Raw genomic sequence first — 26,898 nt, 5'->3', positions numbered from 1 at the left:
ACACCGCGTGCCAGGCCTTCTAGCGTCCTGTCTGCCGAGGTACTAAGCGGTCGCTCAGCGCAGGAGCCGGGCAGTCGCAGCCACGATCGGCACAAGGATTGACGGGCTTCAAGGGCGAGGAGAACCAGAATGTCCACCACCGAGCAGCGCGTGGCTGTCGTGACCGGAGCCGCGCGGGGCATTGGCGCCGCCACCGCCGTCCGGCTCGCGGCCGAGGGCCGCGCCGTCGCCGTACTCGACCTCGACGAGGCGGCCTGCAAGGACACGGTCGAGAAGATCACCGCGGCCGGCGGGAAGGCCATCGCCGTCGGCTGCGACGTCTCCGACGCCGCGCAGGTGGAGGCCGCGGTCGCCCGTGTCGCCGAGGAGCTCGGCGCTCCGACGATCCTCGTCAACAACGCCGGTGTGCTGCGCGACAACCTGCTGTTCAAGATGAGCGAGTCCGACTGGGACACGGTGATCAACGTGCACCTCAAGGGCGCGTTCCTGATGGCCAAGGCGTGTCAGAAGCACATGGTCGACGCCGGCTTCGGCCGCGTCGTGTCGCTCTCCTCGTCCTCGGCGCTGGGCAACCGCGGCCAGGCCAACTACTCCGCGGTCAAGGCCGGTCTCCAGGGCTTCACCAAGACCCTGGCCAAGGAGCTCGGCAAGTTCGGCATCACCGCCAACGCCGTCGCGCCCGGCTTCATCGTCACCGAGATGACGGCCCAGACCGCCGCCCGCGTCGGCATGGGCTTCGAGGACTTCCAGGCAGCCGCCGCCTCCCAGATCCCCGTCCAGCGCGTCGGCCGTCCCGAGGACATCGCGAACGCGATCGCCTTCTTCACGGGTGACGACGCCGGATTCGTCTCCGGCCAGGTCCTGTACGTGGCCGGCGGCCCGCTCAACTGAATCGGGGTAGGACGATCATGACGGAACAGATTGTGGACAGTGGAAAGGTCGCTCTGGTCACCGGAGCGAGCCGAGGCATCGGATACGGCATCGCCGAGGCGCTCGTCGCCCGCGGCGACCGGGTGTGCATCACCGGCCGTGGCGAGGAGGCGCTCAAGGAGGCCGTCGAGCGGCTCGGCGCCGACCGGGTCATCGCGGTGGCCGGCAAGGCTCATGACGAGGCGCACCAGGCCGCCGCCGTCGAGCGCACGATGGAGGCGTTCGGCCGGGTGGACTTCCTGGTGAACAACGCCGGGACCAACCCCGTCTTCGGCCCCATGGCCGAGCTCGACCTGAACGTGGCGCGCAAGGTCTACGAGACCAATGTGATCTCCGCGCTCGGCTTCGCCCAGCAGACGTGGAAGGCGTGGCAGAAGGACAACGGCGGTGCGATCGTGAACATCGCGTCCGTCGCCGGTGTCTCCGCTTCGCCGTTCATCGGTGCCTACGGCATGAGCAAGGCGGCCATGGTCAATCTGACCCTTCAGCTGGCGCACGAGTTCGCGCCGGTCGTGCGGGTCAACGCGATCGCCCCCGCGGTGATCAAGACGAAGTTCGCCGAGGCGCTCTACGAGGGCCGCGAGGCGGAGGCGGCGGCGGCCTACCCCCTGGCGAGGCTCGGAGTGCCCGAGGACATCGGTGGCGCGGCCGCATTCCTCACCTCCGCGCAGGCGGACTGGATCACGGGCCAGACACTGGTCGTCGACGGCGGTATCTTCCTCAACGCGGGTGTGCACTGACACTGCCCGGACCAGCCTGAGCGGGTTTGTTCCGCAATGATGCAAGTGCCCCGTCGGACCGACAGGTTGATCCGGCGGGGTGCTGCGGTATGGTCGGCCGACCCATGGCTGAACGAGGAGCGTGCACGTGTTCTACCGGACCTGTCTGCAGGCCGCTGCAGCCCTAGCGTCCATATCTCTGCTCGCGGGATGCGGCCTGTTCTCCGACGAGGAAACCGACCGTGAGCAGAAGATAGCCGTCGGTACCACGAGTGAGCCGAGCACACTCGATCCGGCCGCCGCCTGGGACGGCTCGTGGGAGTTGTACCGGAACGTCTTCCAGACGCTGGTCAGTTTCCCGACCGGCTCCACGACCCCGCAGCCCGACGCCGCCGAGAGCTGCCGTTTCAAGGACACCTCCAACAAGGTCTTCGAGTGCAAGCTCCGCTCCGGCCTCAGCTTCACGAACGGCGACAAGCTGGACGCGGCTGCCGTCAAGCACTCGATCGACCGTATCCGGACCATCGACGTGAAGGGCGGCCCCAGCGGTCTGCTCGGCTCCCTCGACAAGATCGAGACGACCGGCGACCGCACGGTGACCTTCCGGCTGAAGACCTCCGACGCCACGTTCCCGTTCATCCTCGCCACCCCTGCCATGTCGCTCGTGCCGCCCTCGGAGTACCCGGCGGACGAGCTCCGTGAGGACGGCAAGCTCACCGGCTCGGGCCCGTACGCCCTGGACACGTACAAGAAGGAGGACCGGGCCGAGCTCAGCCGGTTCGCCGGCTACAAGGGCTTCGCCAAGATCCAGAACGACGCCGTCACGATCCGGTACTACCAGGACTCGGACGTGATGATGACCGCGCTGAAGGACCGGAAGATCGACGCGATCAACCGTGGTCTGACCGCGGAGGAGGTGGTCGAACTCCAGGAGAAGAAGCCGGAGAACGATCACCTGCAGCTCGTCGAGACCGTCGGCGCCGACATCCGCTACCTGGTGTTCAACCCCAAGGACCCGAACGCCGGCAAGCTCGCCGTGCGGCGGGCGATCGCCCAGGTCGTCGACCGGGGCGCGCTCGTCGAGAAGGTCTACCACGGTACGGCGGAGCCGCTGTACTCCATGGTCCCGAAGGGCATCGCCGGGCACACCACCGAGTTCTTCGACCGCTTCGGCGAGCCCAACGTCACCAAGGCCAAGGAGATCCTGGAGGACGCCGGAATCACCCAGCCGGTGCCGCTGACCTTCTGGTACACCACCGACCGTTACGGTTCCTCCACGGCGCCCGAGTTCGCCGAGCTCAAGCGGCAGCTGGACGAGACCGGCCTGTTCCGGATCACCGTCGAGGGCAAGCCGTGGACGGAGTTCCAGACGGGCTACCAGCAGGGCGAGTACCCCGTCTTCGGACGAGGCTGGTTCCCCGACTTCCCGGACCCGGACAACTTCATCGCTCCGTTCGTCGGCCCGAAGAACGTGCTCGGCACCCCGTACGAGAGCCCTGTGATCACCGAGCAGCTGCTGCCCCAGACGCGGCGCGAGAGCGACCGCGGCGCGGTCACCGGGCAGTTCGAGAAGGCCCAGGAGATCCTGGTCCAGGACGTCCGGCTGCTGCCCCTGTGGCAGGGCAAGCTGTATGTGGCGGCGAGCGAGGAGGTCGGCGGCGGCGAGCGAGCCCTCGACCCGCAGACTGTCATGCAGATGTGGGAGCTGTACCGCAAGACCAGCTGGTAGGCGGATTGTCAGTGGAGGCAGGTAGGTTCTGGGATCTCGGCTCCGAGATCTCGGAACCACCTGTCTACCGGAGGTTGTTGACGTGACCGACATGCTGCCCGAGTCCTGGCGCGGCGTCCTCGGCGACGAGCTTCAGAAGCCGTACTTCAGTGAGCTCACCGAGTTCGTCGAGAAGGAGCGGGCCAATGGGCCGGTGTACCCGCCTCGTGCGGAGGTGTTCGCCGCCCTCGAGGCCACGCCGTACGACCGCGTCAAGGTCCTCGTCCTCGGTCAGGACCCGTACCACGGCGAGGGCCAGGGGCACGGCCTGTGCTTCTCCGTCCGCCCGGGTGTGAAGACCCCGCCCTCCCTGCGCAACATCTACAAGGAGATGCAGGCCGAGCTCGGCCTCCCCATCCCGGACAACGGCTATCTGATGCCCTGGGCGGAGCAGGGCGTCCTTCTGCTCAACGCCGTGCTGACGGTCCGCGCCGGCGAGGCGAACTCCCACAAGGGCAAGGGCTGGGAGAAGGTGACCGACGCCGTCATCAGGGCCGTCGCCTCGCGACCGGACCCGGCGGTCTTCGTCCTGTGGGGCAACTACGCCCAGAAGAAGCTTCCGCTGATCGACGAGACGCGCCATGTGGTGGTCAAGGGCGCGCACCCGTCGCCGCTGTCGGCGAAGAAGTTCTTCGGTTCCCGCCCGTTCACCCAGATCAACGAGGCGGTCGCGGCCCAGGGCCACGAACCGATCGACTGGCGCATCCCCGACCTCGGCTGAGCGTTCACACCCGTGGCTGACAGGCTCGGACCGGTGCCCGAGCCTGTCCGGGAATGTCAGGGGCGGCCGATAGCGTCGGGATGCCGGCAGCGAGCCGGCCCGGACGTGGGAGGCCACAGTGATGGAGCAGCAGGAGGCATCGTCGGGGGACGCGGTCATGACCCGGATCGGCCAGGTGGTCATGCTGCTCCACGGCGGTGACCGCGAGGAAGCGCGAAACCGTTTCGGCGCGATCTGGTCGGAGATCTCGGCCGCGGGTGCCGGGGCGGACCCCCTGCACCTGTGCACCCTCGCCCACTACATGGCCGACGCCCAGGACGAACCGGACGACGAGCTGGCCTGGGACCTGCGCGCCCTGGCCGCGGCGGAGGGGCTGAGCGAGGAGCGGACGGCCCGCCACGAGCCGTCACTCGCGGTGCGGGCCTTCTACCCCTCGCTCCATCTCAATCTTGCCGCCGACTACGTCAAGCTTCACCGGCCGGAGGCCGCAAGGGCCCACCTGGCCCTGGCGCGCGAGGCGACGGATGCCCTGGCGGACGACGGGTACGGAAACGGGGTGCGGGCCGCGATCGACCGCCTGGAGCGCACGCTGCGCGCGGGCTGACGGTCAATTCCCGTACACCTGGCGGCAGATGCGGGTCTCGGGACTGTCGGCACGCCAGCCGCCGTAGCCCTGCCCGAGATCGCAGACGGCGCCGCGGTCGACCGGCATGTCGGGCAGGGGTGGCACGGCCGGGCGTGGTGCGGCCGGCACTCTCGGCACCCGGCTGCGCTGCCGGGGTTCCGGGGCCCTGTACTCGGGTACCGGTGCGGCCGCCGGCTGTTCGCGGGCCGGCTTCGGGGCCGGTTTCGACGGACTCGGGTCCGGCAGCGCTGCCTCCAACGCCTCCCGGGCCGGCCCCTGGACGATCTGCGGTTCCACCACCTGCTCCGACCGCCCGGTGGTGGGGGAGGAGGGGACAGGAGCCGGCTGCGCCTGGACGGACACGCAGCCGGTCGCGGCCCATGCCGCCATCCCGACCAGGACCTTTGCTGTGATTCTTGTTCGGTGCACCGTGCAACTCTGCTGTGCGCGCGGCGTGTTGCCCGGCGGTAATGGCCGTAATTGGCCCGCACGGGTGACACCGTCCTCAGGTGTTGATCATTCGCCGGTGGCGCCGTCGATGCGTTCGCGGATGAGGTCGGCGTGGCCGTTGTGGCGGGCGTACTCCTCGATCATGTGCGTGAGGATCCACCGCAGGTTGAAGGGCTTGCCTCGCTTGGTCCTGCCTGTGCTCAGGTCGTCGAGCGACCGGGCGGCCGCCACCTCCCGGGCGGCGGCGACCTCGCTCTGCCAGTCCGCGAGCGTGCCTGCCCAGGTGGAGCCCTCGTCCGTGCGGAAGTCCCCGTCCGGGTCCTCGTCGCTGTAGTAGAGGGCAGTGACGTCCTCGCCCGCCATGACCCGGCGGAACCACCAGCGTTCGACGTCGGCGAGATGGCGGACGAGGCCCATCAGCGTGAGCGTGGATGGCGGCACCGACTCCGTCCGCAGCTGTGCGTCGCTCAGGCCCGCGCATTTCGCCAGCAGGGTCTCGCGGTGGTACTCCAGCCAGTCCGTCAGCATGTCGCGTTCGCCGGCGGTGGTGGACGGTTCGGTGCGTGCCGTGGTGGTCATGGCGCTCATCCTCGTGCACGCTCCTCCCCGTTGCCAGGGCTTATCGGCCGGGGCCGGTGCCGAGCATGCCGCGCAGCAACTCGGTGAACCCGGTGCGCAGTTCCCCCTGGCTCGGTATCGCGTCGTGATGCGAGCCGACCGCACACGAGAACATCATTCCCTCGCACCACGCGATCAGCGACAGTGCGTGCCGCTGGGGATCGGTGGAACCGGCGGCGGCCATCATCGCGTGGAGCGGCGCGCGGAACCGTGCGCCCGCGTTGTCGTAGAACTCCCGCAGCTCCGGTCGCCGGCCGGCCTCCAGGGCCAGCTCGTAGCGGGCCACGAGCAGTTGTGGGTGGTGAGTGAGATAGCGGTGCAGGGCGAGAGCCAGGGCGTCGAGCAGTCCCTCGCGGCCGTCGCCCGGCGCCGGCATCTCGTCGAGTGTCAGTACCCCCGCCTCGCGTTCGGCGAGGCGGCGAACCGCCGTCTCCAGCAGTGCCTGGCGGGTGCGTGCGTGGTTGGAGGTCGAGCCCTGGGGGAGTCCGGCCGCCTCGTCGACCGCGCGATGGGTGAGACCGCGCATCCCGCGCTCGGCGAGGAGCGCGAGTGCGGTGTCGGCGATGAGCTCGGTGCGTGCGTTGCCCGAGGCGCGGGGGGTGGTGCGTGCGGCCATGGGGCCAAACCTACCCCGTCGACTACAGCTGTAGTACGGTACGGGTGTCACTACAGATGTAGTCAACGTGTCGAGGAGCAGTCATGCCCGAAACCCGTGCAGCCGCCCATGCCGTCGTCGTCGGAAGCGGAATCGGCGGACTCACCGCCGCCGTCGCCCTGCGGCAGCGGGGCTGGCAGGTCACCGTGCTCGAACGCGCCGCATCGCTGGAGCCGGTCGGCGCCGGCATCGGCCTCGCCCCCAACTCCCAGCGCGCCCTCGACGTCATCGGCATCGGCGAGGAGATCCGCGAACTCGCCGCCTGGCAGGGCGCCGGGGGAATGCGCAGCCCCAGCGGCCGCTGGCTGTCCCGTACCGACGCAGCAGCCGCTGCCCAACGGTTCGGCGGCCCCCTTGTCCTGGTCCACCGCGCCACCCTCGTCGACCGCATCGCCCGCCGGCTTCCCGACGGCGCCATACGCACCGGGTGCCCCGGCGAACTGGCAGACCCCGGCATCGCCGGCGGCCGCCGTGCCCGCGTCACCACCCCCGACGGAGACATCGAGGCCGACCTCGTCATCGGCGCGGACGGCATCCACTCCGCGCTCCGCCGCACGCTCTTCCCCACGCATCCCGGCCCCGCCTACGCGGGGTTCACCACCTGGCGCGTCGTCGTCCCCGCGCCCGAGACGCCGTTCGAACCCCACGAGAGCTGGGGCCCCGGTGCCCTCTGGGGCACCCAACCCCTGGCGGACGGGCGGATCTACGCCTACGCGGCAGCAACCGCCCCCGCAGGAACGCCCGCCGACGACGAAACGGCGGAACTGCTGCGCCGCTTCGGTGACTGGCACGACCCGATCCCCGCCGTCATCGCCGCCACCGTCCCCGGCCAGGTGCTGCGCAACGACGTCCACCACATCATCGACCCCCTGCCCGCGTTCCACCGAGGCCGCACCGCCCTGCTCGGCGATGCCGCCCACGCCATGGCCCCCACGCTCGGCCAGGGCGGCAACCAGGCCATCGAGGACGCGATCGTCCTCGCCCACCACGCCCCGCCCACCGGCGATCTCGGCGCGGGCCTCGCCGCCTACAGCGCCGAACGGCTGCCGCGCACCATGGGCGTCGTCCGCAAGTCCGCCCGCATCGCCCGGCTCATGTCCCTGACGAGCACTCCCGCCGTCGCCGTCCGCGACGCCCTCATGTCCGCCGCCGGCCGACTTGGTCCCGGGCTCGTGCTGCGCACCTTCGACGGCATCGCCGACTGGCGGCCGCCGCAGCGCACGTATGCTGCCGGAGCACAGGACGTGCAGGAAGAGCATCCGGCGCGGCACTGACGCCGGTACGGCATGGGACGGAGACCCCAGTGAAGGTCGGCTGTATCGGGCTCGGCGACATCGCGCAGAAGGCCTATCTGCCGGTCCTCACCACCCTGCCCGGGGTGGAACTCCATCTGCAGACCCGTACACCCGCCACGCTCGCCCGGGTCGCCGAGACCCACCACATCCCCGCAGGGCGCCGTCACAGCGACCTCGACGCCCTCCTCGCACAGGACCTCGACGCCGCGTTCGTGCACGCACCGACGTCCGCGCACGCCGAGATCGTCACGCGGCTGCTCGAAGCGGGCGTGGCAACGTACGTCGACAAGCCCCTCGCCTACGAACTCGCCGATTCCGAGCGGCTGGTGGCACTCGCCGAGGAACGCGGCACCAGCCTCGCCGTCGGATTCAACCGCAGGTTCGCCCCCGGCTACGCCCAATGCCTCGAGCACCCGCGCGAACTGATCCTCATGCAGAAGAACCGGGTGGGACTCCCCGAGGACCCGCGCACTCTCGTGCTCGACGACTTCATCCACGTCGTCGACACCCTGCGGTTCCTCCTGCCCGGACCGGTCGAGCACAGCGATGTGCGGGCCCGTGTCGTCGATGGGCTGATGCACCACGTAGTGCTGCAGCTGTCCGGCGACGGATTCACCGCGATCGGCGTCATGAACCGGATGAGCGGCTCCACCGAAGAGGTCCTCGAAGTCTCCGGCCAGGACTCCAAGCGCGAGGTCCGCAACCTCGCGGAGATCGTGGACCACAAGGGCCAGCCCAGCGTCCGCCGCCGCGGGGACTGGGTGCCGGTCGCGCGCCAGCGCGGCATCGAGCAGGCCGTGCACACCTTCCTCTTCGCGGTGCGCGCCGGGAAGCAGCTCAGCGCGCAGGATGCGCTGCGGAGCCATGCGCTGTGCGAGCAGGTGGTGCTGCGGGCCCTGGAGCAGGCCGCCGGATGACCCGGGTGCCCTCGGCCGCCACCAGCGCGGCCAGCACGGCCATCGCCCCGTAGACCGCCCAGTCGCCGTAGCGCACGTACAGCGTCGTGCCGGTCGCCGTCGGGAACTCGTACACCGCAGCGGCGCTCGTGTCGGTGCCCATCGGGGCGCCGACCGGCTGCCCGTGCGCGCCGAAGACGGCGCTGGTGCCCGTGAGTGTCGCGTGCACCATCGGACGGCCGCTCTCGGCCGCGCGCAGCGCCGCCAGCGACGCATGCTGCTCCGGGGCCCAGCTGTCCTGGAACGACGATGTCGCCGACTGCGCCACCAGCAGCTGTGCACCGTCCCGTACCAGCCGTCGGCTCATGTCCGGGAACGCCGACTCGAAGCAGACGAGCGGGCCGGCCTTCAGCCCGGGCCCCTCCGGCCCGCCGGGCAGCGTCATCACAACCGGCCCGGAGCCGCGCAGCCGGTCCTCGCCCGCCGCCTTGCCGACCGAGGTCGCCCAGCCGAGCAGCGCCCGGGCCGGGACGTACTCGCCGAACGGCACCAGCCGCATCTTGTCGTAACGATCCCCTGTCGGACCGGCCGGCCCGACGAGCACCGAGCTCTTGTAGATCCCGGCCGGGCCTCCCGCCCCCTCGCTCCGGGCGTCCACATTCACCAGCAGCGGTGCCCCGGCCGCATGTGACAGGGCGCCGAGGCGCCGTGCGAGATCGGGCCGCTGCCCGAGGTCCGCGCCGATGCTGCTCTCACCCCAGACGATCAGGTCCACGTCCTTGCCGGACCGCACCAGTTCCCGCGTCAGCTCCTCGCCCCGGTCGAAACGGCGCTCCACGCTCTCCGCACCGCCCACGACCCCCGGCTGCACCACCACGATCCGTATCCGGCCCGACTCCCGCGGCTGCGGTGCCCATGCCCAGGCCGCGGCGACCGTCGTCGCACACACCATCGTGCCCGCGACGGCGGGCGCCCGGGCGCCCTCGACGGCGACGAGCAGGGCGAGCGAGGTGTTCACGGCCAGGACGAGCAGGCTCACCAGCCAGACACCGCCGACCGACGCGAGCCGCAGCGCGGGGGACACCTCCCACTGACTCGCGCCGAGCAGGCCCCACGGTCCGCCCAGCCCCTCCCAGGACCGGACCAGTTCGATCATGAGCCAGCCGGAGGGGATCACGGCGAGCGCGGCAAGAGCACGCCCGGCGGACGGCGTCCCGCCGATCATGAAGCGTACGAGCCAGCCCCACGGCGCCCACAGCAGGCCCAGCAGCGCCGCGATCACCACCAGGAAGACATGCAGGCTGGGCAGCAGCCAGTGATGCACCGCGATCATGAAGCCAACGCCGCCGAGCCACCCCTCCACGGCCGCCCGGCGGCCCGTCGGTGCGCTGCGCACCAGCAGCAGCCACGGCACGAGAGCCGCGTAGGCGAACCACCACAGCGAAGGCTCGGGGAAGGCGAGCGCGGGCAGGGCGCCTGCGGCAACCGCGGCCACGCCGCGCGCGCGAGCACGGGGCGACCGTGGTGTCCCCGGGCCCGGGCCCCACAGCCCGCTGCCCCCGCGACCCGCCGGCCGGCCGAACGGAATCCGCATGCCGCGCCTCCTCACGACCAGTGTGGAGGAAGAGGGTGTGCGGGGACAGTGCGCCTCGTGGGCCCCGGCGCTCGGACGGCGCCCCGGGCGTTGCCCGGCGCCGGCCTCCTCAGGCGTTGCTCGGCGTGCGCCTCCCTCAGGCGTTGCCCGGCGTGCGGCGCCACTTCTCCTCGATGGCCACGGAGCGCAGCCGCCAGCCGCCTTCCCCGCGCGTGAGAGCGAACCGGTAGCGGCCGCCCGAGACGAAGTCGTCGCCCGACTCCAGCCGCATGGGGTTGATGTAGTCGGCCAGCACGTCGGCGCTGTCACCCGGATAGCCGTCCAGGTCCTCGAAGCTCACCCGCCGGTTGACGATCAGGTGCTGCCGTACGGGGAACAGGCGCATGGCCCCCGCCAGCCACACGGCGACCTGCTCGGCCGTCCCCTCGATGCCACCCGACCCGCGGTAGTCGGCACGTCCGTCGGAGGTGAAGAGGGCCCGGTAGGCGTCCCAGTCGCCGTCGTCGACGGCCACGGCGTAGCCGGTGACCAGTTCGTCGATGGCGAGGCGGTCCATCACGGTCGCGAGATCCACGCGCTGCGTCATCGGGTCAGTCTCCGGCAGCGCGGGCACGGAGCCAAGAGCCGTGCACGTGACCGCGCGCCGCGGCGGGGATACTGCCCGCATGCGCATCGATCTCGACCCTGCCCAGTGCGGACGTGACACCTTCTACCGGCTGCTGACGGCCACCGTCGTGCCCCGGCCGATCGCCTGGGTGTCCACCACATCCGCGGACGGCACCGACAACCTGGCACCCCATTCGTTCTTCACCATCTCGTGTGTCGCCCCGCCGGTCGTCCAGTTCACCTCGGTGGGCCGCAAGGACTCGCTGCGCAACATCGAGGACACCGGCGCCTTCGTGGTCAACTTCGCGCCCGAGCCGCTGTTCGAGCAGATCAACGCGACCGCGACCGATTTCCCGCGCGGCATCAGCGAGTTCGACGCGGTGGGCATCGCGAGGGAGCCGAGTCTGCGGGTCGTGCCGCCGCGGGTGGCCGCCGCCCCGGTGGCGCTCGAGTGCGAGCTCCACAGCACCCTGCGGCTCGGCGATTCGACAGTCGTCCTCGGCCGCGTCGTGCACGCGGCTGTCAGCGAGGAGGTCATGGACGGGGAGCACCCGGAGGTGACGAGGCTCGCGCCGTTGGCCAGGCTCGGCAGGAACGAGTGGGGCACGCTCGGCGAGGTACGCGAGATCGCCCGTGTGCCGTACGACCGTTGGCAGCGCACCCAGCACTGACCGTCAGCGTTTCACCGCACGCAGGACCACGAACTTCGGGTCGCTCGCGACCACTTCGCAGGTGCCGAACAGCCGTCGCAGACGCACGTGGTAGCCCAGATGGCGATTGCCGACGACCCACAGTTCGCCGCCGGGCCGCAGCACGCGGCGTGCGTCGGCGAACATCCGGCGCGCCGTCGTGTCGGTCGTCGCCCGGTGCGAGTGGAACGGCGGGTTGTTCAGCACCAGATCGGCCGAGGCGTCGGCCAGTTCCGAGAGGCCGTCACCGACCAGGAAGTCGGCCTTCCCGTCCGCAACGTTGTCCCGGTAGGTCGCCTCGGCGGAGGCGACGGCCGCGTACGACTCGTCGGTGAACGTCACCCGTGCGTCCGGGTCGGCGAGTGCCGCCGCCGTACCCACCACGCCGTTGCCGCAGCCGAGGTCGACGATGTGCTCGTGACCACCGCCTCGCGGCAGATGGCGCAGGAAGAACCGGGTGCCGATGTCGAGGCGCTCGGCGCAGAAGATGCCCGCGTGGTTGGTGACGGTCCGGCCGGCGAGGGCTCCGGTGTCGGCCGGCAGCGCGTACCGCAGCGGCCAGGGACTCGGTATCCGCGACAGACCCATGTCGGGAGAGCAGAAGATCAGCCGCGCCTTCTTCGCCGCGAGCGAGGTCCGTGTCGGCCCCAGAATGCGCTCGAACAGCTTCAGCGTGGAGGTGTGGATCTCGCTGACCATTCCGGTGCCGACGATCACGGTGTCCGCGTGGACCGCGGGCGCGAGGCGGTGCAGCTGGTCCTCCAGCAGAGCCAGGCTCTTGGGGACGCGCACGAGCAGCACGTCGATGCGTTCCGGCGGGGTGTCCCGGACGGAGAGCAGCTGTGCGGCGTCGGACCCGATGCCGTTGCGCGTCAGATTGGCCAGGGTCGCCTGCCGGCCGAGGTACGAGTCGGTGATGTGCACCACCGGATGGTGACCGGCGAGCGAGGCCGCCAGCGCACCCCACCGGTCGCCGACGACGGCCACGGTGCCGGTCAGTGACACGGGCGGGGCGTCGTCGATGCCGTGCAGATGCCGCAGCAGATACTCGTCGGCGGCGTCCCAGGCTCTCAGTTCGTCGCGGGAGTCCTCGGGGAAGCGGGTGAGCTCGAAGGCGCCCCATGACGTGGTCAGACGGTTCATCGTGCCCTCAGGCTAGCCGAGCGCGGAAAGCGTTCTCGCCGTGCGGCTCCACCGGGCCCGGACAGTCGCCGCGCGTTCAGGCGGCGCGCCCGACGTCCTCGCGTGCCGCAGCAGCCCACTCGACGACCAGTGCCTCGTACTCCGGGCGCCGGGCGTCGGGGAGCTCCCCGTCGGCCCACAGCTCACGGATCCGGGCGTTCAGCTCGGAGGCGGACATGGCGGTCTTGGAATCGTTGCGAATGGGGGACATGCACTCAGGCTACGGCTTCACTCGGGTGACCGTCCCCCACCCGACAGTGACCGTCAGTCGCCCGACTCACCCGCGTGCGGGCTCAGCGTGTCCGTGCCGACCAGGATGAACAGCACGATTCCCAGGATGATTCGGTAGATCACGAACGGCATGAAGCTCTTCGTAGTGATGAATTTCATGAACCAGTACGCCGGAGCACCTTCTCCGCCTCTGTGATCTGCGTCTTCATCCAGACCGATAGATCAACTGGGAGAGGATTGGGAGAAGTTGGGGCCCAGTCTGTGCTCAAGCTCACGACGAACCGCTGCCACTTCAGCTGCAGCAACTCCATGATCTCCCGCTCCATGGCCGTTGTCACGTTGCTGTAGACACCCTCGACACCCGGCAGCTCGTGACCCATCCGGCCCTCCACCGCCACACGTCGCGCTCCGCCCTCGTCGCACCACTCCTTGTGCCCGTGACGGAGCAGGTACAGCCGCTTCCCCGCATACGCCTTCACGGCCGGCCAGCCGGGCAGCGGACGCCATCCGCCGCGGCGCTGCTCGCGCTCATCCTGCCCGTCGGCGATCTTCCTCCAGTAGTGGTGAGTGAAGTTCGCCTTGGCCAGCGGCCCGCCATTGATTGAAGGGAACACCCACTCGGAATCGTGCGACGCGCACAGCGCCTCGAGCAAGCTCCGCCAAGAACGGCGGGATCACCAGCGTCCGGTACGACTCGTACTTCGGTGGCAGCAGAGTGAGAACCGAGTCCTTCCACTGGTGCTGGTACTGCACCCGGATCGCCGGCATCGGCTCCTCGCCGTCGCGGTACCGGGCGAGGCTCTCCTCGCGCCGCTCCTCGTCCGGGTCCTCGACCGGCCAGGCCGGGTGACAGAACTCCTTGCGGAGCGCGTACAGCTCGGCGGGCCTCCGCTCGCTCGCCTCGGCCGAAGTCGCGGCACCTGAGACCACTCGCCTCTGGCGCCGCGCGCGGCTCGTCGCGTGGGTCGACGCCCATGGGATCCGCGGCTGGTATCGGCGCACCGGCTTCCGGGGCGAGCACGGCATCGTCGCCGACATCCTCCGCGTCCGCGTCGATGGCGACCGGGATCGGTACTACACCACTCGCGACTCCCTGCCCTGTCCGCCGCTAACCCACGGCGTCGTCGACTGGGATACAGGGCGCGCCGTCTACCGCGCCGTCTCCGGAGGCATCGCCCAGCAGTGGATCCAGGCCGCCGAAGGCACCGAGCCGGCCATCAAGGAGGAGTCGTGATCTCCCTGCCTCGCCGCCAATCTCAGCCGCACCATCGACTACCTCGACACGCACGACACCGAAGGTGAAGCCCAGGCCATCTGACCGTTGTCCGCCCAGGCGCCGTTTGTCGCTCGTTCTGGTGAACGGGCAACCATTCGCGCCTACCGGGTGTCACGCATCTCATCCACTGTGTGGACACAGTTTGAACACATCTCCGTCACTTCGCGCGCACGAGGTCGCCCATGGCCCAAGACCAGCCTCCGCCGCCCCCCAGCCCCGAGGGCCCGCAGGTTCCGCCCGCCCCCGCCATGCCCCCACTGCCGACCAGCGCCCCGAACCAGCACTCCCGCACATGGAGGGCGGCGGCCGCCGGTGCGATAGCAGGAGCAGCCCTCGTCAGCAGCATCTGGGCCATCACCGCCAACACCAGCCTCGGCGAGCCCGACACCTTCACCCTCACAGGGAAGTTCGCCCTCACCGACTACGAAGGGATCACGACCGTCAACAGCGGGAGCGAACCCTGCGCAGGGGACGGCGGATACGACGACATCCGATCTGGAACGTCGGTCACTGTGTACGACGCTAAAGGCACAACCGTGGCAACCGGCACGATCGAATCACCGGAGCGCGACGACGCGGGATGGTGCACCTTCGACGTGGCCGTGCCTGACGTGCCGAAGGGCCACAAGTTCTACCAGGTGGAGATCAGCCACCGAGGGAAGATCCAACTGACCGCCGAGAAGGCTGAAGCGGGCGACTTCGCGTCCACCCTCGGCTGACGGCCCCAGAGGGCCCGCACCGCCACGGTCCCGCACACACCTTCCGGAGTCGCAAATGTCGTAGCCCACCCCGCCCTACGGCCAGCAACCTCAACAGCCAGGCTACGGATACCCGCAGCAGCCCCAGCCGACGTACCCGGGCGGCCCCGCCCCGTGGCAGCCCCAACAGCCGCCGAAGAAGCCCCTGTCCGGATGGGCCATCACCGGCATCGCTGTCGGCGGCGTCTTCGCCTTCCTCATTGTTCTCGGCGCGGTCGTCGGGGGTGAGGAGGAAGGCCGCAAGACGGAGGGCAAGACGGTCGCCGCGCCGGCCAGTACCGCTACCAAGGAAGCGACCAAGGCGGCAAAGAAGGACGACAGCAAGCCTCGCGCGCTGCCCAACCTGGTGGGCAAGGGCCTGCAGGTCGCACAAGACCAGGCGCAGGCCGCCGGGTTCTACAGCCTCACGTCGCACGACGCGCTCGGGAAGGAACGGATGCAGGTTCTCGACCGGAACTGGAAGGTGTGCAGCCAGTCACCGAAGGCGGGCAACCACCCCACCGACACCAAGGTTCACTTCGGCGCGGTCAAGGGGGGCGAGGACTGTCCTGGCAGCAAGCCGTCGCCGAAGCCCAGCGCGAAGAAGCCCGACGCGAAGAAGCCCGCCGAGTACCCGGACGGCGACTACGTGGTCGGCGAAGACATTCCCGCTGGCACGTACCAGACGCCCGGCGCCGAGAAGGGCATCTTCGAGGTCTGCATGGTCTCGACCGACCCCACCGACGACGCCAAGTTCCCGCAGCTCAAGTCCGCGAACGCGGACGAGCGGATCATCATCACGCTCACCAAGGCCGACGGCGTCGTCACCATCAGCGGCTGCGAACCGCTCACACGCCAATAGCGCCACCGGCATCACTGATCGAGGCCCGCCCCTGTTCGGGGGCGGGCCTCGGCGTGCGCGGGGAACACTCCCAACGGAAGGAGGGGAGCGCATCAACTCCGTCCCCGTCGCCCGTGCCGCCGACGTCTCCAACTGGCGCGCATCTTCGCTGAGGGGTGAGCGAGCACATCGAGGCCGCGATGAAGGGCCGGGGCGACTGCGTCGCGGCGAGCCTGGCCACCGACCTCGCCCCTGGTCCCCGCGGAGAACAAGAGCCTGCGCAAGAAGCGCGCCGTCTCAAGGAAGCGGTCCAGCGCTCTGGGCGCCCAACTGGACCACGCTGGCAGCAAGGGGAACTGACCGCACGCGTCAACGAGTTGCTGGCGGCCGTGGAACGACTCGACTAGCGCGACGGCTTATGCGCCGAGCGGGACGAGTTCCAGGGCAAGCCCACCGTTCTTGCGTCAGTGTGCCTGGGCCAGTGCCGTCATGAGCGCGTCCAGATCTCTGATAGTCGTCTCCGAAACGAGAAGGGCTGGAGAGCCCGAGGTGCGGGCAAGGGGCGACCCGTCAGTGCCCGGGCGCCGGCGGAAACGCCGTCGTAGGCAGCGGGAACAGCGTCGGGACATCAGGCTTTCCGGCGGTGACTCAGAGGCAGTGTTCGGTCTGGAGCGAATGTCTGGCCGAGCGGCATCTGTGGATGCTTGACTCCGATCACGGGAGCGAGGGCCCTGAAAACTGCATCCCGAACCGACAAGAAACGAGGTGATTTCGCAATGCGTAAGTACACCAAGCCGACTGTCAAGAAGGTCTCGCAGCAGACTGTTCTGCGTGGGGACGCCTAATTTTAGGCCCACTTGACCGGATGTGCGCGCCGCCTCTGGCGGCGCGCACATCCGGATGTCAGAGGAAGCAAGGGCATGCCGTAGTAGGGGGAAGTACATGTGTGGTCTGGCAGGCATAGCTCGACTCGGCGGGCGCGCACTGGGCCCGGAGGAAGATGTTCTCCTGAACCATCTGGCGGACATCCTCCACCACAGGGGGCCAGACGAGCGGGAGATGCTTCGTAGTGGCCCCGTCGGTCTGGCATTCACCAGACTCTCCCTGACTGACCCCGAGAACGGCACTCAGCCACTGATCAGTGACGACGGCAATCTTGTCCTGATCGCCAACGGAGAGGTGTACAACCACAAGGAGCTTGAAGCCACACTGCCCTCGGGCATTGAGCTCAAGACCGGCTCTGACTGTGAAGTCCTTCTCTATCTCTATCGTCAGCATGGACTCGACTTCCTGCGCAACGTACGCGGCATGTTCGCCATCATCCTGTGGGACCGCGCAAGGCAGGAGCTCATACTTGCCCGGGACCGCTTCGGTATCAAGCCCCTATATTTTCACCAGAATGACGAACGCATCGTCCTCTCGTCCGAGGTAAAGGGACTCTTCGCTGATCCGTCGACGCCACGTCGTTTCGACTGGGAACGAGCGCTCGCCGTGCCGTCGCTTGCCGCCGCTCCCCGCTTCCACGCGCGCGAGGTATGCACCTGGTTCGAAGGTGTGCAGAGCGTGCCGGCTGCCACCGTGATCCGCACGAATCTACGAGATGGATCAGCCTCCCAGTACAAGTACTGGGAGATGCCGTACGAAGCGGAGGAGGGCGACGCCGCCTACTTCATCGAACGCTACGGTGATCTGCTTGAGGCTTCGATCAAGGAATGCGCCACGGCTGACACTGAGCTCGGGATCTTTCTCTCCGGAGGCATCGACTCGGCGACGGTGCTCGCGCTGGCGCAGCACCAACTGGGTGACGTGCATACGTTCACGGCGTTCACCGGCGGCACATGGGAAAATGGAGACGCGGAGCATGCCGCATGGTTTGCGAGCGAACTCGGCGTGCAGAACCATCAGGTGATCTTCGGCCCCGACGATGTGCCAACGCCGGAGGAGTGGGCGCGGCTGCTGTGGTTGTCCGAGACCCCCATGACCGGTCCGGAAATCTACTACAAGCACGAGCTCTATCGATTCGCACGTCTACAAAGGCCGGAGCTTCGTGGCATGTTGCTCGGTGCAGCCAGCGATGAGTTCAATGGCGGGTACTCTCGCGGAGTCGCTGATGACTGGGCGTCATTCCACTACAGGCTCCGGGAGATGCGACGGAATACTTGGCACGATCAGCGCCCTGAGTACCGACACTGGTGGACAGCGGAGCCGTACTTCCTCACGGATCGTGTAGCACGGAGCTGGGAACACAGCGTCAACGACGCCTATCGGGACTACGCGCTCTCCGAGTATCACAAGATCCAGCAGTACAACGTCTGGCACGAAGACCGTACGGCTGCCGGAAGCGGTGTTGAAGCTCGAGTTCCCTTCCTGGATCACAGGCTGGTAGAACTGACCACGTCGATCCCGGAAAGACTGCGCCCGCAGTTGCTGTGGGACAAGCGCATCCTGCGGCAAGCAGTCAAGTCGCGCCTCCCGAAACGGATCGCGGAGCGTGAGAAGGTACCCTTCTTCCACGGACGTGGCACAGGGCACGCATACCGGATGCTGGTCCGGCTGATGAACTCCCGCAACCGGGAACTGATCGACCGTGCTCTTGCTGCGCCTCAAGCCCAGGAATACCTGGACGCAGACGTCATCACTGCCACTCTGGAAGAGTTCGGCGACGGAAACACGGATTCTGCATCTGTGGAGATGCTCATGCGTGTGGTGAACATGGGCGTTCTGGCGGAGATGGCGGCACAGCCGCCGCGGCTTTCGGACATGAGTGCTGGCGCCGAGCGAACGTCGCTGCCTCTCGGGAAGAGTTTGACAGGGCTAGCCGAGGAGTTCATCGCCTCCCTGCACGACTACTCTCTGGAGCACGTGCCTGTGCTGAGTGACAGTCTGAAATTGTTGACCGACCTGGCTGCGAACTGGTACCTCGTCGCCGACGGGGAGATCAGATACGAGCTCGACTCGGAGTCCCCCATCCTGCGGGTAATTCAGTGTGCAGATGGCTCCGCCAACCTCGCGAAGGTCTTGAGCGAAGCCGGAACCAGTCTGCCGGATGTCAAGCCCGATCTGGACGAGCTCTTGGACGAGCGGCTGATCTCCTTCAGCCGATGACGCGGTAGGGGCGTGCATGCATCTCCGAGCTTTCTATGACGAAGGTTTCCTGCCGGGAGACGGTACTGGGAGAGCCTTTGCTACCGAGTACATAAGCTCCTTCGAGCGCTGGAGCACTCTCGCCAGTGTCCGTCGCAGGCCCTGGCGCGAACTCACCTCTGGTGAGCTCGATGAGTCGCCCCTCTTCTTCCCGCCCGAGCTCTATCCGATAGCACTACATCCGCTCGTCGTTGCCATGGGCGAAGCGACTGTCCGAATGCTGCTACTTCAACGACTCTATGATTACCTTGATTTCACCACTGATCTGGAGATCATTGCGGTTATCCCAGTCGCGATGAAGATCAGCCGAGGTAATTCAGGACTCGTCCTTCCCGACCGCATGAGGGCCGACGCGCTCAAGATAGTCACGGACGAGGCATGGCACGCTCAGTTCTCGGACGATTTCTCTCGACAGATTGCGAGCGAGACCAACTGCCCGCCGCTGCGCCTGGGTGACGATCGGACCCCGGCGTTCGTATCCAGACTCGACCGGCTCAGAGACCAGCTTCCGCACTACATCAGAGGCATGGAAACGCTGCTCTTCGCAATCGTGAGCGAAACTCTGATCTCTGGGATTCTCTCAGATATTCCGCGGGACGAGCGCATGCCAACGTCAGTACGCGGAGTGGTTCGTGACCATGCCGAGGACGAGGGGCGTCATCACGTCTACTTCCGGGCCGTCTTCCGCCAGCTGTGGCCAGCGTTGACCACGGAGGAACGCCGCACGATCGGCCCCCTCATCCCGTCGATCGTGTATGCCTTTCTGGAGCCTGACTACTCCCAAGCCGCACAACGCCTGAGCGCCCTGGGCATGTCTGCGTCCGAGATCGAGCAGGTGGTTGTGGAGTCCTGGCCGCGAAGCGCCGTTCAACGAGAGATCGCCCATGCCGCCGCACCACTGATCCGGTATCTCCAGGAAGCCGGAGCCCTCGATGACGCCCACACCGCAGAAGCATTCCACAGGGTGGGAATGATCAGCACTGTGCCCGACTTGGCAGTCCGTTAATCTGCCGCAGAGGAACGCACCAGATGACCATACAGACTCGGGCACCAGGAAAGCCTCACATGAGTACCGCCAGCGTGTTCTGGCGGTATTGGGCCGCCACTGCAGTGAGCAACACCGGCTCTGCCATGACCGCGGTGGCCCTGCCTCTGGTGGCACTTACCGTGATCGACGCGAGTGTTCTACAGGTCACTCTCCTTGCCGCAGCCAGCAGGGTGTCCTGGCTTCTCCTCGGCTTGCCCGCCGGGGTCATCGTGCAGAGATACCCGCTTCGCCGTCTTCAAGTGACGCTGGACCTCCTACGCATGGTAGCCATGGGTTCGATACCCTTTGCATGGCTGATGGATGGGCTGACCTACGCACACCTGCTTTGTGTTGCGCTCGCCACGGGGGCGGCGACTGTGCTCTTCGACATCGGCAACTCGACGTTCCTGCCGGCCATCGTGGATAAGAAGGAATTGAACGCCCGCAACAGCCTCATGTCGGGCACCCATGCGGTGACACAGACTGGTGGACCGTCGGTGAGTGGACTGCTGGTGCAGTTCGCGGGTCCCGTTGGGGTTCTCGCCCTCGACGCCTGCAGTTACCTTGTTTCTGGTCTGGCCTTGAGAACTCTTCCAGAGCGACCGGCAGACCGGGGAAAAGGTGGGATGCTCCGGCTCATCAGAGAAGGCTGGGGTTTCGTTGTCGCCCATCCCGTCATGCGGCCGTGCCTTATATGGGCCACGTTGGTCAACCTGGTCAACTCGGCACTGGTCGCCCTGACCCCGTTGTATCTCGTACGCGAGGCGGAGGTGTCCGCCGCAGTGGTGGGCCTTGTCGTCGCCATGGACGGGGTCGGATCCCTGCTGGGGGCTGCTGTGGCAACGAAGTTGGCGCAACGCATCGGCACGGCACGCGCCATGTGGGCAGCCGGGCTTGCAGGCGGCACCCTTGCAGTCCTCATGCCGCTCACCACCTCCCTTGGCAGCATGTACTTCTTCGCACTCGGCAATGCCGGCTTCGCCTTCGGAGTGGTCATTGGGAGCATCATGGCAAGAACCCACCGGCAGACGGAGTCTCCCCCCGAGCTGCTGTCGCGGGTCATGGCGACGGTCCGATTTGTTTCTTGGGGGGCCATGCCAATAGGCGCCGGCCTAAGCGGTCTGCTCGCTTTGGCTCTGGATCTGCGCTTTGCGCTGTGCGTGGTCTGTGCGGGCACCCTCGTGGCTCCGCTGTTCCTCCTCCTTAGCGGCGTGGGACGTCGACGAAATCTGGCGGATGTACAACTGGTATGAAATGTCGCTAGGTTGGTCGACGTGTGTTGTCTGAACACGCAAGGTACGAGCGCACCAGTCGGGTACGACTCCAGTAGAGGGAATGCGTCATGCAGGGAATGACCACTGAGGACTGGCTTGCTCCGCTACGCGAGCGGGAACTACTTCCGGAAGGTACGATTGCCGCCTTCCTTGTCGGGTCCGCTGCCCGCGGCTGGGACAACCCGCGGAGTGACTTCGACATCTATATTGTGACGAAGTCCCATGAGGATACTGCGGTGAAGACGGACTTCATCAGTGTCCCGCTGGAACCCTCGATCGTCCCCTTCGAGATCTTCTACTCAGGGGGGAAACGGTGGGAGATCAAGTACTGGCTCGACACCCAATTCGACCAGATGCTTTCCAAGGCCTCCTGGGAAGCGTACGAGCGCGAGGGTTCGTCAGGGATTGCCTATGTCGAAGAAGTCACCCTGTCTCGCTTGGGGCACTGTCTGCCCCTCATCGGTGCCAAGTGGGTGCAGGATGTGCAGCGTCGATTGAGGAACTCAGCGTTCCGCTCGTTCGTGATCGCTCGCTCACTGGGAAGCGCAGACGGGGCTGTCGAGGATGCTCTCGGTTCGATGGAGGCCGGCAATTTGGAGAGCGCCGCGATCTCCGCTCGCCTCGCTTTCGGCTACGCCATCGATGCGCTGCTGGAGAGTGCGGACGAGTTCGGCAGCCATCATCCGAAGTGGCGGGCCAACAGGTTCAAGGCAGCAACTCCCACTGTCCTCACCTTTGATGAGTACTGGGAGATAGAAACGATGCGGACGTACAATCCCACTGACCCACGTCCGTGGATCAAGGACGTGCTCACCCGCTGCCAGGACATCGCCATACGTGTGGTGGTCTCGTGACCGCTGACCGCCACCACAGCCCGCAGGAGATTCCGCGTCGGAAACTCGGTACTCGGATCCGCCGCGTCAAGGGTGAACTCTTGCTGGCTGTTGAGGAAGATGCCCTGGCTCTCTCGGGCCCCGCCGACTTCATCTTCGTCTCCCTCGACGGCAATCGAAGCGTCGAGGATGTCGTCGGCCTAGTCGCCAAGGAGTACGGCATCGACGAGGACGAGGCTCTTCAGGATGTTCGAGACTTCCTCGACGACCTGACCCAGAGGGGGATCGTCGAGTGGTAGCACAGACCGTCAACTCGGTATCGGCGTCGTGATCAGACTCGACGTCGATGAGGAGACGCTCCATACAGTTCGCCTGGCGTTCAGCCCGCTCTGGGAGGCTGTCGGAAGTATTGGCCTCCTCGCCCGATACCGCGGTGAGGCCCCCTCTCCGTATGCGAGATGGGCCAGGACGGTGCGCAACGGCATGCCGACCGACCTGACTCACGAACTGGTCGAGGCGATGCGCCATGACCCATCCAGCCTCTTCCCCCCGGGAAGCATCCCGATACCTGACCCGTCGCGCAACACCATCGCGGCCGAGCTGGACCACCTGCGTAGGTCCATGGAGGACAGAATCGTCGCGGAGCGGATCTACTCGCTGCTCACACGGTACTGGGAATGGGCCATCGCTCCGTACTGGACAACGGTGCGTCAGTCACTGGAAGAGGAAATAATGTTTCGGGGCCGCACGTTGGCGCTCGAGGGGCCAGATGCGATGCTCGGCGAGCTCGGTGGACGGGTGCTGTGGTCCAAACCCTCTCTCACGGCACCCTATGTGCGGGACCTGAAGCGTGAGGTCACAGACTCGCAGCTGCTTTTGGTGCCCACGGTGTTCGCGGGAGGTCTGCGTCTGTTCGTCGAGAAGCGCGGCAAGATTGCGATGACCTACCAGGCACGGGCCACGGGCTACTTCGAGGTTCTGACTGCACGGGCAGAGAAACCGAAGGTAGATGACCGACTTGCGCTGCTCCTGGGAAAGGGACGGGCACAGGTCGTGCGCACGCTCGAACGCCCCAAGACGACCACCACAGTGGCCAACACGCTGGGGTTGGCGAAGAGCACTGTCTCCCAACACTTAACGGTGCTGACCGACGCTGGTCTGGTCTGGAAGCAGAGGCTCGGCGGACGGGTCTTCTACCAGCTTGATCAAAACGGTCTGGCTCTGCTGAAGCAGTTGGGGATGTGAAGGGCGCTCTCGCGCCCGGGACAACAGCCGTATATCGATCCGGTCTGTGGAATCACGACTGGCGAGCGGCGACCATCGCGACACGATGCACTCCTCTCGGCCGTGCGCCTCTCCGAGCATCAGATTGCACCTCGTGTCACGGGTGCACTGCTTGTCGGCTAACCGGTCAGATACTCGATGGCTTCGGGTAGGCCCGGGAAACTTCCGAGTCCGGAATACCCTCCGGGCAGGTGAAGGTCCCTACCGGTTTGCACATGCATGAAATGAGTGCCGGCCCGCAAGGAGGCTTCGAGGTCGGTTCTGTGATCTCCGATGAAGACAAGCTCTGACAAAGGTAAGCGCATGCACTTGCCCGCACGTACCAGCAGGTCCGGTTTCGGTTTTCGGCAGTGGCACCGATCTTCCGGAACATGAGGACAATGGAACACCGGCCAGGGCTGTTCTGAGCCGCCGTGGATCTGCTGCCACATGGCAGAGTGAATGCGAGACAGCTCATGCTCAGATAGCAACCCTCTGCCGACTGCGGATTGATTGGTCACTATCGCCACCGGCAGACCCCGAGAAGCCAAGCGTTTGCAGGCTTCTCGCGCACCGGGGATCCAGTTGAACTCTTCTGTGTCGGTTACGTATCCGCTTGGGGGAGGATCGTTGAGGACGCCGTCACGATCCAGCAGAACACCGCGAATACGGATCGAGCTAGACACCGACCGGAAAACCTTCGCCAGACAGCCACCGTTCACGGCCGGACTCGCTGATGATGCATTTAACGCCGGGGTGGTCATGCTGTATGTAATGAGTACCGAACAGGATTGAGTCCCAGTGGAACGGATCGAAGCCAGCGTCAGTCAGGTCGGCTTCCCAGTCCCGCCAGACGAGGAATTGCCCGTCCGACACGCGTGCGAAGTGTTTCTCGATCCGTTTGGATGCCTGGGTGGCGGATACTCTTTCCTGTATTCTTTGCCGGGCGGAATCGATGTCCAAAGAGTAGGCAGGGAACTTCGCGTACAGAGCGCGTATTTGCTTCTCAATATGGATGTCGTCGCGACATTGGGTTGCCGCCTTGAGCCCTTGGTACAGTTTATCAAGACTTTGGGGATCGATAAGGATCCCCAATTCCCGAATGATGTCTATCGGCTCGTCCGAGCAATGCACGAACACAATCATCCGGTTGAGTGCACCGAGATGGGTTCTCAGATGGTGCTCTTCTCTCTCCCATGGCAGTGACGAGCCCTTCAGCCCGGCGAGGCGGACGGAGGCAGGCAGATTCAACTCAGGGCGGGTGTCGGCAAAGAGGACCAAGAGCGAATCGGACGATCCATGCAGAAGATCACCGAGCCGTAGTCGGTCAAGAGTTGCAATGTTCCATTGAAACCGCCAGATTTCCCGTGCCTTGTGCCTGTCGTAGCGGAACGGTTCTGCGGCAACCGGTTCGAAGCCGTTCATTCGCATGTACTCGATTGCCTGGAGCGCTTTTCTTCCCCGAACGCTTTCCGGCTTCAAAGCAAGTGCGGCAGTACGTTGTATCGAAGGAAGCGCATCTCCCTTGAAAGTGTTCACGAAGGAGCTCCAGCTCTCCCGGAAGTAGGACTCACTGCTGAAGGTTTGAAACTTCTGCTCCACTGCGGTCAAGGCCCGCCATGATCCGCGCGTCAGCATCTCTTCAATGCCGAGATCGGCCGGTTGTAGACTGCCCACGTACAGTACTCCACTAGTCGAAGCTTACGGATTCCTTCACGTACTCCGCTATTCTGCCTGCTACTTCATCCGATTCGGCTTGGCTGCCTGCTTCGCAGACGACCCGAACAACATTCTCAATGGTGGACAGTCGAACCGACATTCGGCCGCCGCGAGACGTGATGGCCTGCCGTTCCTTGTTGATCATTCGAGCCAGATGCGCCGATTGCTCAAGGACTTTCCTGTGTGGCACCGGCACATTAATCAAAGCCTGTGGCGAACGCTCCCATACCTCGGTGAGCTCTCGGAGGGGTTTCTCTGATCGGCTCACGGTGGCAAGAAGCTGAAGCCCTGACGCGATGCCGTCCCCGGTTGTGGCGCGATCAAGCATGATGACGTGCCCTGATTGTTCACCACCGATAACGTAACCACCGCGCATCATTTCGCGTAGTACTGACCGGTCTCCAATGGGGGATTCAATTACATCTATGTCGTGACGCTTGAGGGAGGTTCGCAGACCACTGTTAGTCATGGGTGTGGTTACTATGCCTCGCCCGGGCAGGCGATCGCGCTTGTGCGCATCCACGGCAAAGATCGCCATCACATCGGCACCGTCTACTATCTGGCCGGCTTCGTCAACAGCTATCAGCCGGTCGGCGTCCCCGTCGTGCGCGAGGCCGATACTGGAAATCCCATTACGCAGTGCCTTCTGTAGAAAGGCGGGATTCGTGGCACCCACTCCACAATTGATTTTGTTCCCCGAGGTGTCGCTGGCCACCTCAATGACATCCGCCCCTGCCAATCGGTAAGCTAGGGGTGCAATTTCTGCCGACGCACCATTGGCGCAGTCCACCGTGATGGAGATTCCGTCGAGCGGTGGAATGCCCGCCAGTAGATTTTTGATGTAGGTTTCTCCTCCCTCAGTACTCTTGTCGGCGATCCTGCCTACGGCTCGCCCCCGTACTTGATGGGAGGGAGATCCCTCGCGGATCAGGTTCTCCAGGAGAATCTCCGCTTCATCGCTGTACTTGTAGCCATTCTCGTCGAACAGCTTGAGCCCGTTGTCCTCCAAGGGATTGTGTGATGCCGTTACTACAGCTCCTGCGTGAGCACGGAAGTATGGAGTGAGGAATGCGACTCCGGCTGTAGGGATGACTCCAACAGTGACTGCATCGGCGCCCGTGCTGCAGAGCCCTGCGACGAAGGCTGCCTCTAGCAGGCCGCTGCTTGGGCGGGGGTCTCGGCCGACTACTACGCGTGTACGCTTCCCGCTGGCCTCGGAAAGGCTCGTGCCGAGGGCCCGTCCGAGGTCAAGCATCAGCTCAGGTGTCAGAACCACATTGGCAATTCCACGGACCCCGTCCGTCCCAAACAATCTTTCCATGTCACCTCGCATTCATCTGAGTCGCCAGCGCTCTCACGGGCTGTTCAGCGACCGTTGAAGTCGTTGATATTGTGCCGATTCCAGAAACTTGCGAATGAAGTAGCGTGCATTCTGTACCAAAGGGAGCGCTCCGATTTCCTCCGGTGTGAGGAATTCCATTGCTGCTCCCTCACCAAGGATTATGTCCCAGGGTTTAGCCCGCGTGGGCGCGCAGTAGACGTTCCACTCGCCATGCCGGCCGCTGAAGCTACGGAAGCCGTGCCAGAACAGTTCGAGGGCGTCACCGACGCGCACGCCGGTCTCTTCATGCAGCTCACGCCTGGCTGCCACATCCGGACGTTCCCCGGGTTTGAGGTACCCGCCAGGAATTGCCCACTTGTTCCGGCCTATTGGTGCGTTGCCGTCACGGAGCTGCAGGAGCAGACGTCCCTTCCCGTCCACCAGCAGCACCGAAGCAGTCCTCATCTGAACGGGATTGGCCATG

29 protein-coding genes and 1 pseudogene are annotated in these 26,898 nt (G+C 66.2%); 17 read left to right on the top strand and 13 right to left on the bottom strand.

What is annotated here, in order from left to right; genetic code table 11:
• The first annotated feature begins 129 nt into the window (after positions 1–129).
• The 5 genes from fabG (at position 130) to AC067Z_RS24905 (ending at position 4,742) form a co-directional block, all read left to right on the top strand.
• Positions 130–891, top strand: coding sequence for a 3-oxoacyl-ACP reductase FabG (gene fabG, locus AC067Z_RS24925; protein WP_478791808.1), 762 nt, complete (start codon positions 130–132; stop codon positions 889–891).
• Positions 892–908: 17 nt separating this feature from the next.
• On the top strand, positions 909–1,670 hold the full coding sequence (locus tag AC067Z_RS24920; protein ID WP_478791807.1) for an SDR family oxidoreductase: 762 nt from the start codon (positions 909–911) through the stop codon (positions 1,668–1,670).
• A gap of 127 nt (positions 1,671–1,797) precedes the next feature.
• Positions 1,798–3,378, top strand: coding sequence for an ABC transporter substrate-binding protein (locus tag AC067Z_RS24915; RefSeq protein WP_478791806.1), 1,581 nt, complete (start codon positions 1,798–1,800; stop codon positions 3,376–3,378).
• Positions 3,379–3,469: 91 nt separating this feature from the next.
• Positions 3,470–4,138, top strand: coding sequence for a uracil-DNA glycosylase (locus AC067Z_RS24910; RefSeq protein ID WP_478791842.1), 669 nt, complete (start codon positions 3,470–3,472; stop codon positions 4,136–4,138).
• Between the two features lie 121 nt (positions 4,139–4,259).
• Positions 4,260–4,742 (top strand): hypothetical protein, encoded by a 483-nt coding sequence (locus AC067Z_RS24905; RefSeq protein WP_478791805.1) that lies wholly within the window; start codon positions 4,260–4,262, stop codon positions 4,740–4,742.
• 3 nt (positions 4,743–4,745) lie between these two features.
• Here AC067Z_RS24905 and AC067Z_RS24900 read toward each other — a convergent pair whose 3' ends face one another.
• The 3 genes from AC067Z_RS24900 to AC067Z_RS24890 form a co-directional block, all read right to left on the bottom strand.
• Positions 4,746–5,192, bottom strand: coding sequence for a hypothetical protein (locus AC067Z_RS24900; protein WP_478791804.1), 447 nt, complete (start codon positions 5,190–5,192; stop codon positions 4,746–4,748).
• Positions 5,193–5,279: 87 nt separating this feature from the next.
• A complete protein-coding gene (locus tag AC067Z_RS24895) occupies positions 5,280–5,792 on the bottom strand; it encodes a DinB family protein (protein ID WP_478791803.1) in 513 nt (170 codons plus the stop codon).
• A 40-nt stretch (positions 5,793–5,832) separates the two neighbouring features.
• Positions 5,833–6,447 (bottom strand): TetR/AcrR family transcriptional regulator, encoded by a 615-nt coding sequence (locus tag AC067Z_RS24890; protein WP_478791802.1) that lies wholly within the window; start codon positions 6,445–6,447, stop codon positions 5,833–5,835.
• An 83-nt stretch (positions 6,448–6,530) separates the two neighbouring features.
• Between AC067Z_RS24890 and AC067Z_RS24885 the strand changes: the two genes are divergently transcribed.
• Both AC067Z_RS24885 and AC067Z_RS24880 read left to right on the top strand, forming a co-directional pair.
• Positions 6,531–7,760, top strand: a complete 1,230-nt coding sequence (locus AC067Z_RS24885; protein WP_478791801.1) for an FAD-dependent monooxygenase — start codon at positions 6,531–6,533, stop codon at positions 7,758–7,760.
• Positions 7,761–7,789: 29 nt separating this feature from the next.
• A complete protein-coding gene (locus AC067Z_RS24880) occupies positions 7,790–8,698 on the top strand; it encodes a Gfo/Idh/MocA family protein (protein WP_478791800.1) in 909 nt (302 codons plus the stop codon).
• Here the strand turns inward: AC067Z_RS24880 and lnt are convergent.
• Together lnt and AC067Z_RS24870 are read right to left on the bottom strand one after the other, a co-directional pair.
• Entirely contained in the window at positions 8,619–10,271 is a 1,653-nt protein-coding gene (gene lnt, locus AC067Z_RS24875; protein ID WP_478791799.1) for an apolipoprotein N-acyltransferase, read from the bottom strand. The two genes, AC067Z_RS24880 and lnt, sit on opposite strands and share 80 nt — an antisense overlap.
• A 136-nt stretch (positions 10,272–10,407) precedes the next feature.
• Positions 10,408–10,857, bottom strand: coding sequence for a nuclear transport factor 2 family protein (locus tag AC067Z_RS24870; RefSeq protein WP_478791798.1), 450 nt, complete (start codon positions 10,855–10,857; stop codon positions 10,408–10,410).
• Between the two features lie 79 nt (positions 10,858–10,936).
• On the opposite strand from AC067Z_RS24870, the gene AC067Z_RS24865 reads away from it, so the two are divergent.
• Entirely contained in the window at positions 10,937–11,548 is a 612-nt protein-coding gene (locus tag AC067Z_RS24865) for a flavin reductase family protein (RefSeq protein WP_478791797.1), read from the top strand.
• Between the two features lie 3 nt (positions 11,549–11,551).
• Here AC067Z_RS24865 and AC067Z_RS24860 read toward each other — a convergent pair whose 3' ends face one another.
• From AC067Z_RS24860 to AC067Z_RS24845, 4 genes and pseudogenes are all read right to left on the bottom strand, one after another.
• On the bottom strand, positions 11,552–12,709 hold the full coding sequence (locus AC067Z_RS24860; RefSeq protein WP_478791796.1) for a methyltransferase: 1,158 nt from the start codon (positions 12,707–12,709) through the stop codon (positions 11,552–11,554).
• 76 nt (positions 12,710–12,785) lie between these two features.
• Positions 12,786–12,959 carry a hypothetical protein gene (locus tag AC067Z_RS24855; protein WP_478791795.1) on the bottom strand — a complete coding sequence of 58 codons (174 nt, stop codon included), beginning with the start codon at positions 12,957–12,959 and terminating at the stop codon, positions 12,786–12,788.
• 53 nt (positions 12,960–13,012) lie between these two features.
• A pseudogene (locus AC067Z_RS24850) lies at positions 13,013–13,144 on the bottom strand (undecaprenyl-diphosphatase); the annotation flags it as partial.
• Positions 13,135–13,632, bottom strand: a complete 498-nt coding sequence (locus AC067Z_RS24845) for a hypothetical protein (RefSeq protein ID WP_478791794.1) — start codon at positions 13,630–13,632, stop codon at positions 13,135–13,137. The gene AC067Z_RS24845 and the pseudogene AC067Z_RS24850, both read right to left, overlap by 10 nt.
• 206 nt (positions 13,633–13,838) lie before the next feature.
• Here AC067Z_RS24845 and AC067Z_RS24840 point away from each other — a divergent pair, with 206 nt between their 5' ends.
• From AC067Z_RS24840 to AC067Z_RS24800, 9 genes are all read left to right on the top strand, one after another.
• Complete coding sequence (locus AC067Z_RS24840) at positions 13,839–14,213, top strand: hypothetical protein (RefSeq protein WP_478791793.1); 375 nt, start codon at positions 13,839–13,841, stop codon at positions 14,211–14,213.
• A 224-nt stretch (positions 14,214–14,437) separates the two neighbouring features.
• Positions 14,438–14,974 carry a hypothetical protein gene (locus tag AC067Z_RS24835; RefSeq protein ID WP_478791792.1) on the top strand — a complete coding sequence of 179 codons (537 nt, stop codon included), beginning with the start codon at positions 14,438–14,440 and terminating at the stop codon, positions 14,972–14,974.
• Between the two features lie 385 nt (positions 14,975–15,359).
• Positions 15,360–15,854, top strand: coding sequence for a hypothetical protein (locus AC067Z_RS24830; RefSeq protein ID WP_478791791.1), 495 nt, complete (start codon positions 15,360–15,362; stop codon positions 15,852–15,854).
• Between the two features lie 921 nt (positions 15,855–16,775).
• Positions 16,776–18,938 carry an asparagine synthase (glutamine-hydrolyzing) gene (gene asnB / locus AC067Z_RS24825; RefSeq protein WP_478791790.1) on the top strand — a complete coding sequence of 721 codons (2,163 nt, stop codon included), beginning with the start codon at positions 16,776–16,778 and terminating at the stop codon, positions 18,936–18,938.
• Between the two features lie 16 nt (positions 18,939–18,954).
• A complete protein-coding gene (locus AC067Z_RS24820) occupies positions 18,955–19,983 on the top strand; it encodes a diiron oxygenase (RefSeq protein ID WP_478791789.1) in 1,029 nt (342 codons plus the stop codon).
• 59 nt (positions 19,984–20,042) lie between these two features.
• A complete protein-coding gene (locus AC067Z_RS24815; protein WP_478791788.1) occupies positions 20,043–21,257 on the top strand; it encodes an MFS transporter in 1,215 nt (404 codons plus the stop codon).
• A gap of 89 nt (positions 21,258–21,346) precedes the next feature.
• Positions 21,347–22,132, top strand: a complete 786-nt coding sequence (locus AC067Z_RS24810; protein ID WP_478791787.1) for a nucleotidyltransferase domain-containing protein — start codon at positions 21,347–21,349, stop codon at positions 22,130–22,132.
• Positions 22,129–22,410, top strand: a complete 282-nt coding sequence (locus AC067Z_RS24805) for a PqqD family protein (protein WP_478791786.1) — start codon at positions 22,129–22,131, stop codon at positions 22,408–22,410. Before AC067Z_RS24810 ends, AC067Z_RS24805 begins: the two co-directional genes overlap by 4 nt.
• A gap of 184 nt (positions 22,411–22,594) precedes the next feature.
• Complete coding sequence (locus AC067Z_RS24800; RefSeq protein ID WP_478791785.1) at positions 22,595–23,356, top strand: ArsR/SmtB family transcription factor; 762 nt, start codon at positions 22,595–22,597, stop codon at positions 23,354–23,356.
• A gap of 158 nt (positions 23,357–23,514) precedes the next feature.
• Here the strand turns inward: AC067Z_RS24800 and AC067Z_RS24795 are convergent, their stop codons facing one another.
• From AC067Z_RS24795 to AC067Z_RS24780, 4 genes are read right to left on the bottom strand one after another with little or no spacing between them, the layout of a single operon-like run.
• Positions 23,515–24,138, bottom strand: a complete 624-nt coding sequence (locus AC067Z_RS24795; RefSeq protein ID WP_478791784.1) for a D-glycero-alpha-D-manno-heptose-1,7-bisphosphate 7-phosphatase — start codon at positions 24,136–24,138, stop codon at positions 23,515–23,517.
• Positions 24,053–25,051, bottom strand: a complete 999-nt coding sequence (locus tag AC067Z_RS24790) for a hypothetical protein (protein ID WP_478791783.1) — start codon at positions 25,049–25,051, stop codon at positions 24,053–24,055. Before AC067Z_RS24790 ends, AC067Z_RS24795 begins: the two co-directional genes overlap by 86 nt.
• 13 nt (positions 25,052–25,064) lie before the next feature.
• Positions 25,065–26,414: a phosphoglucosamine mutase gene (glmM, locus tag AC067Z_RS24785; protein WP_478791782.1), complete on the bottom strand. Its 1,350-nt coding sequence runs from the start codon at positions 26,412–26,414 to the stop codon at positions 25,065–25,067.
• Between the two features lie 33 nt (positions 26,415–26,447).
• Positions 26,448–26,897, bottom strand: a complete 450-nt coding sequence (locus AC067Z_RS24780; protein WP_478791781.1) for an NUDIX domain-containing protein — start codon at positions 26,895–26,897, stop codon at positions 26,448–26,450.
• Between the last annotated feature and the right edge of the window lies 1 nt (position 26,898).

The organism is Streptomyces sp. NPDC043812 (genome assembly GCF_056436245.1).
The sequence above is the reverse complement of the archived record's forward strand: the minus strand, read 5'-3'. Positions and strand labels throughout refer to the sequence as shown.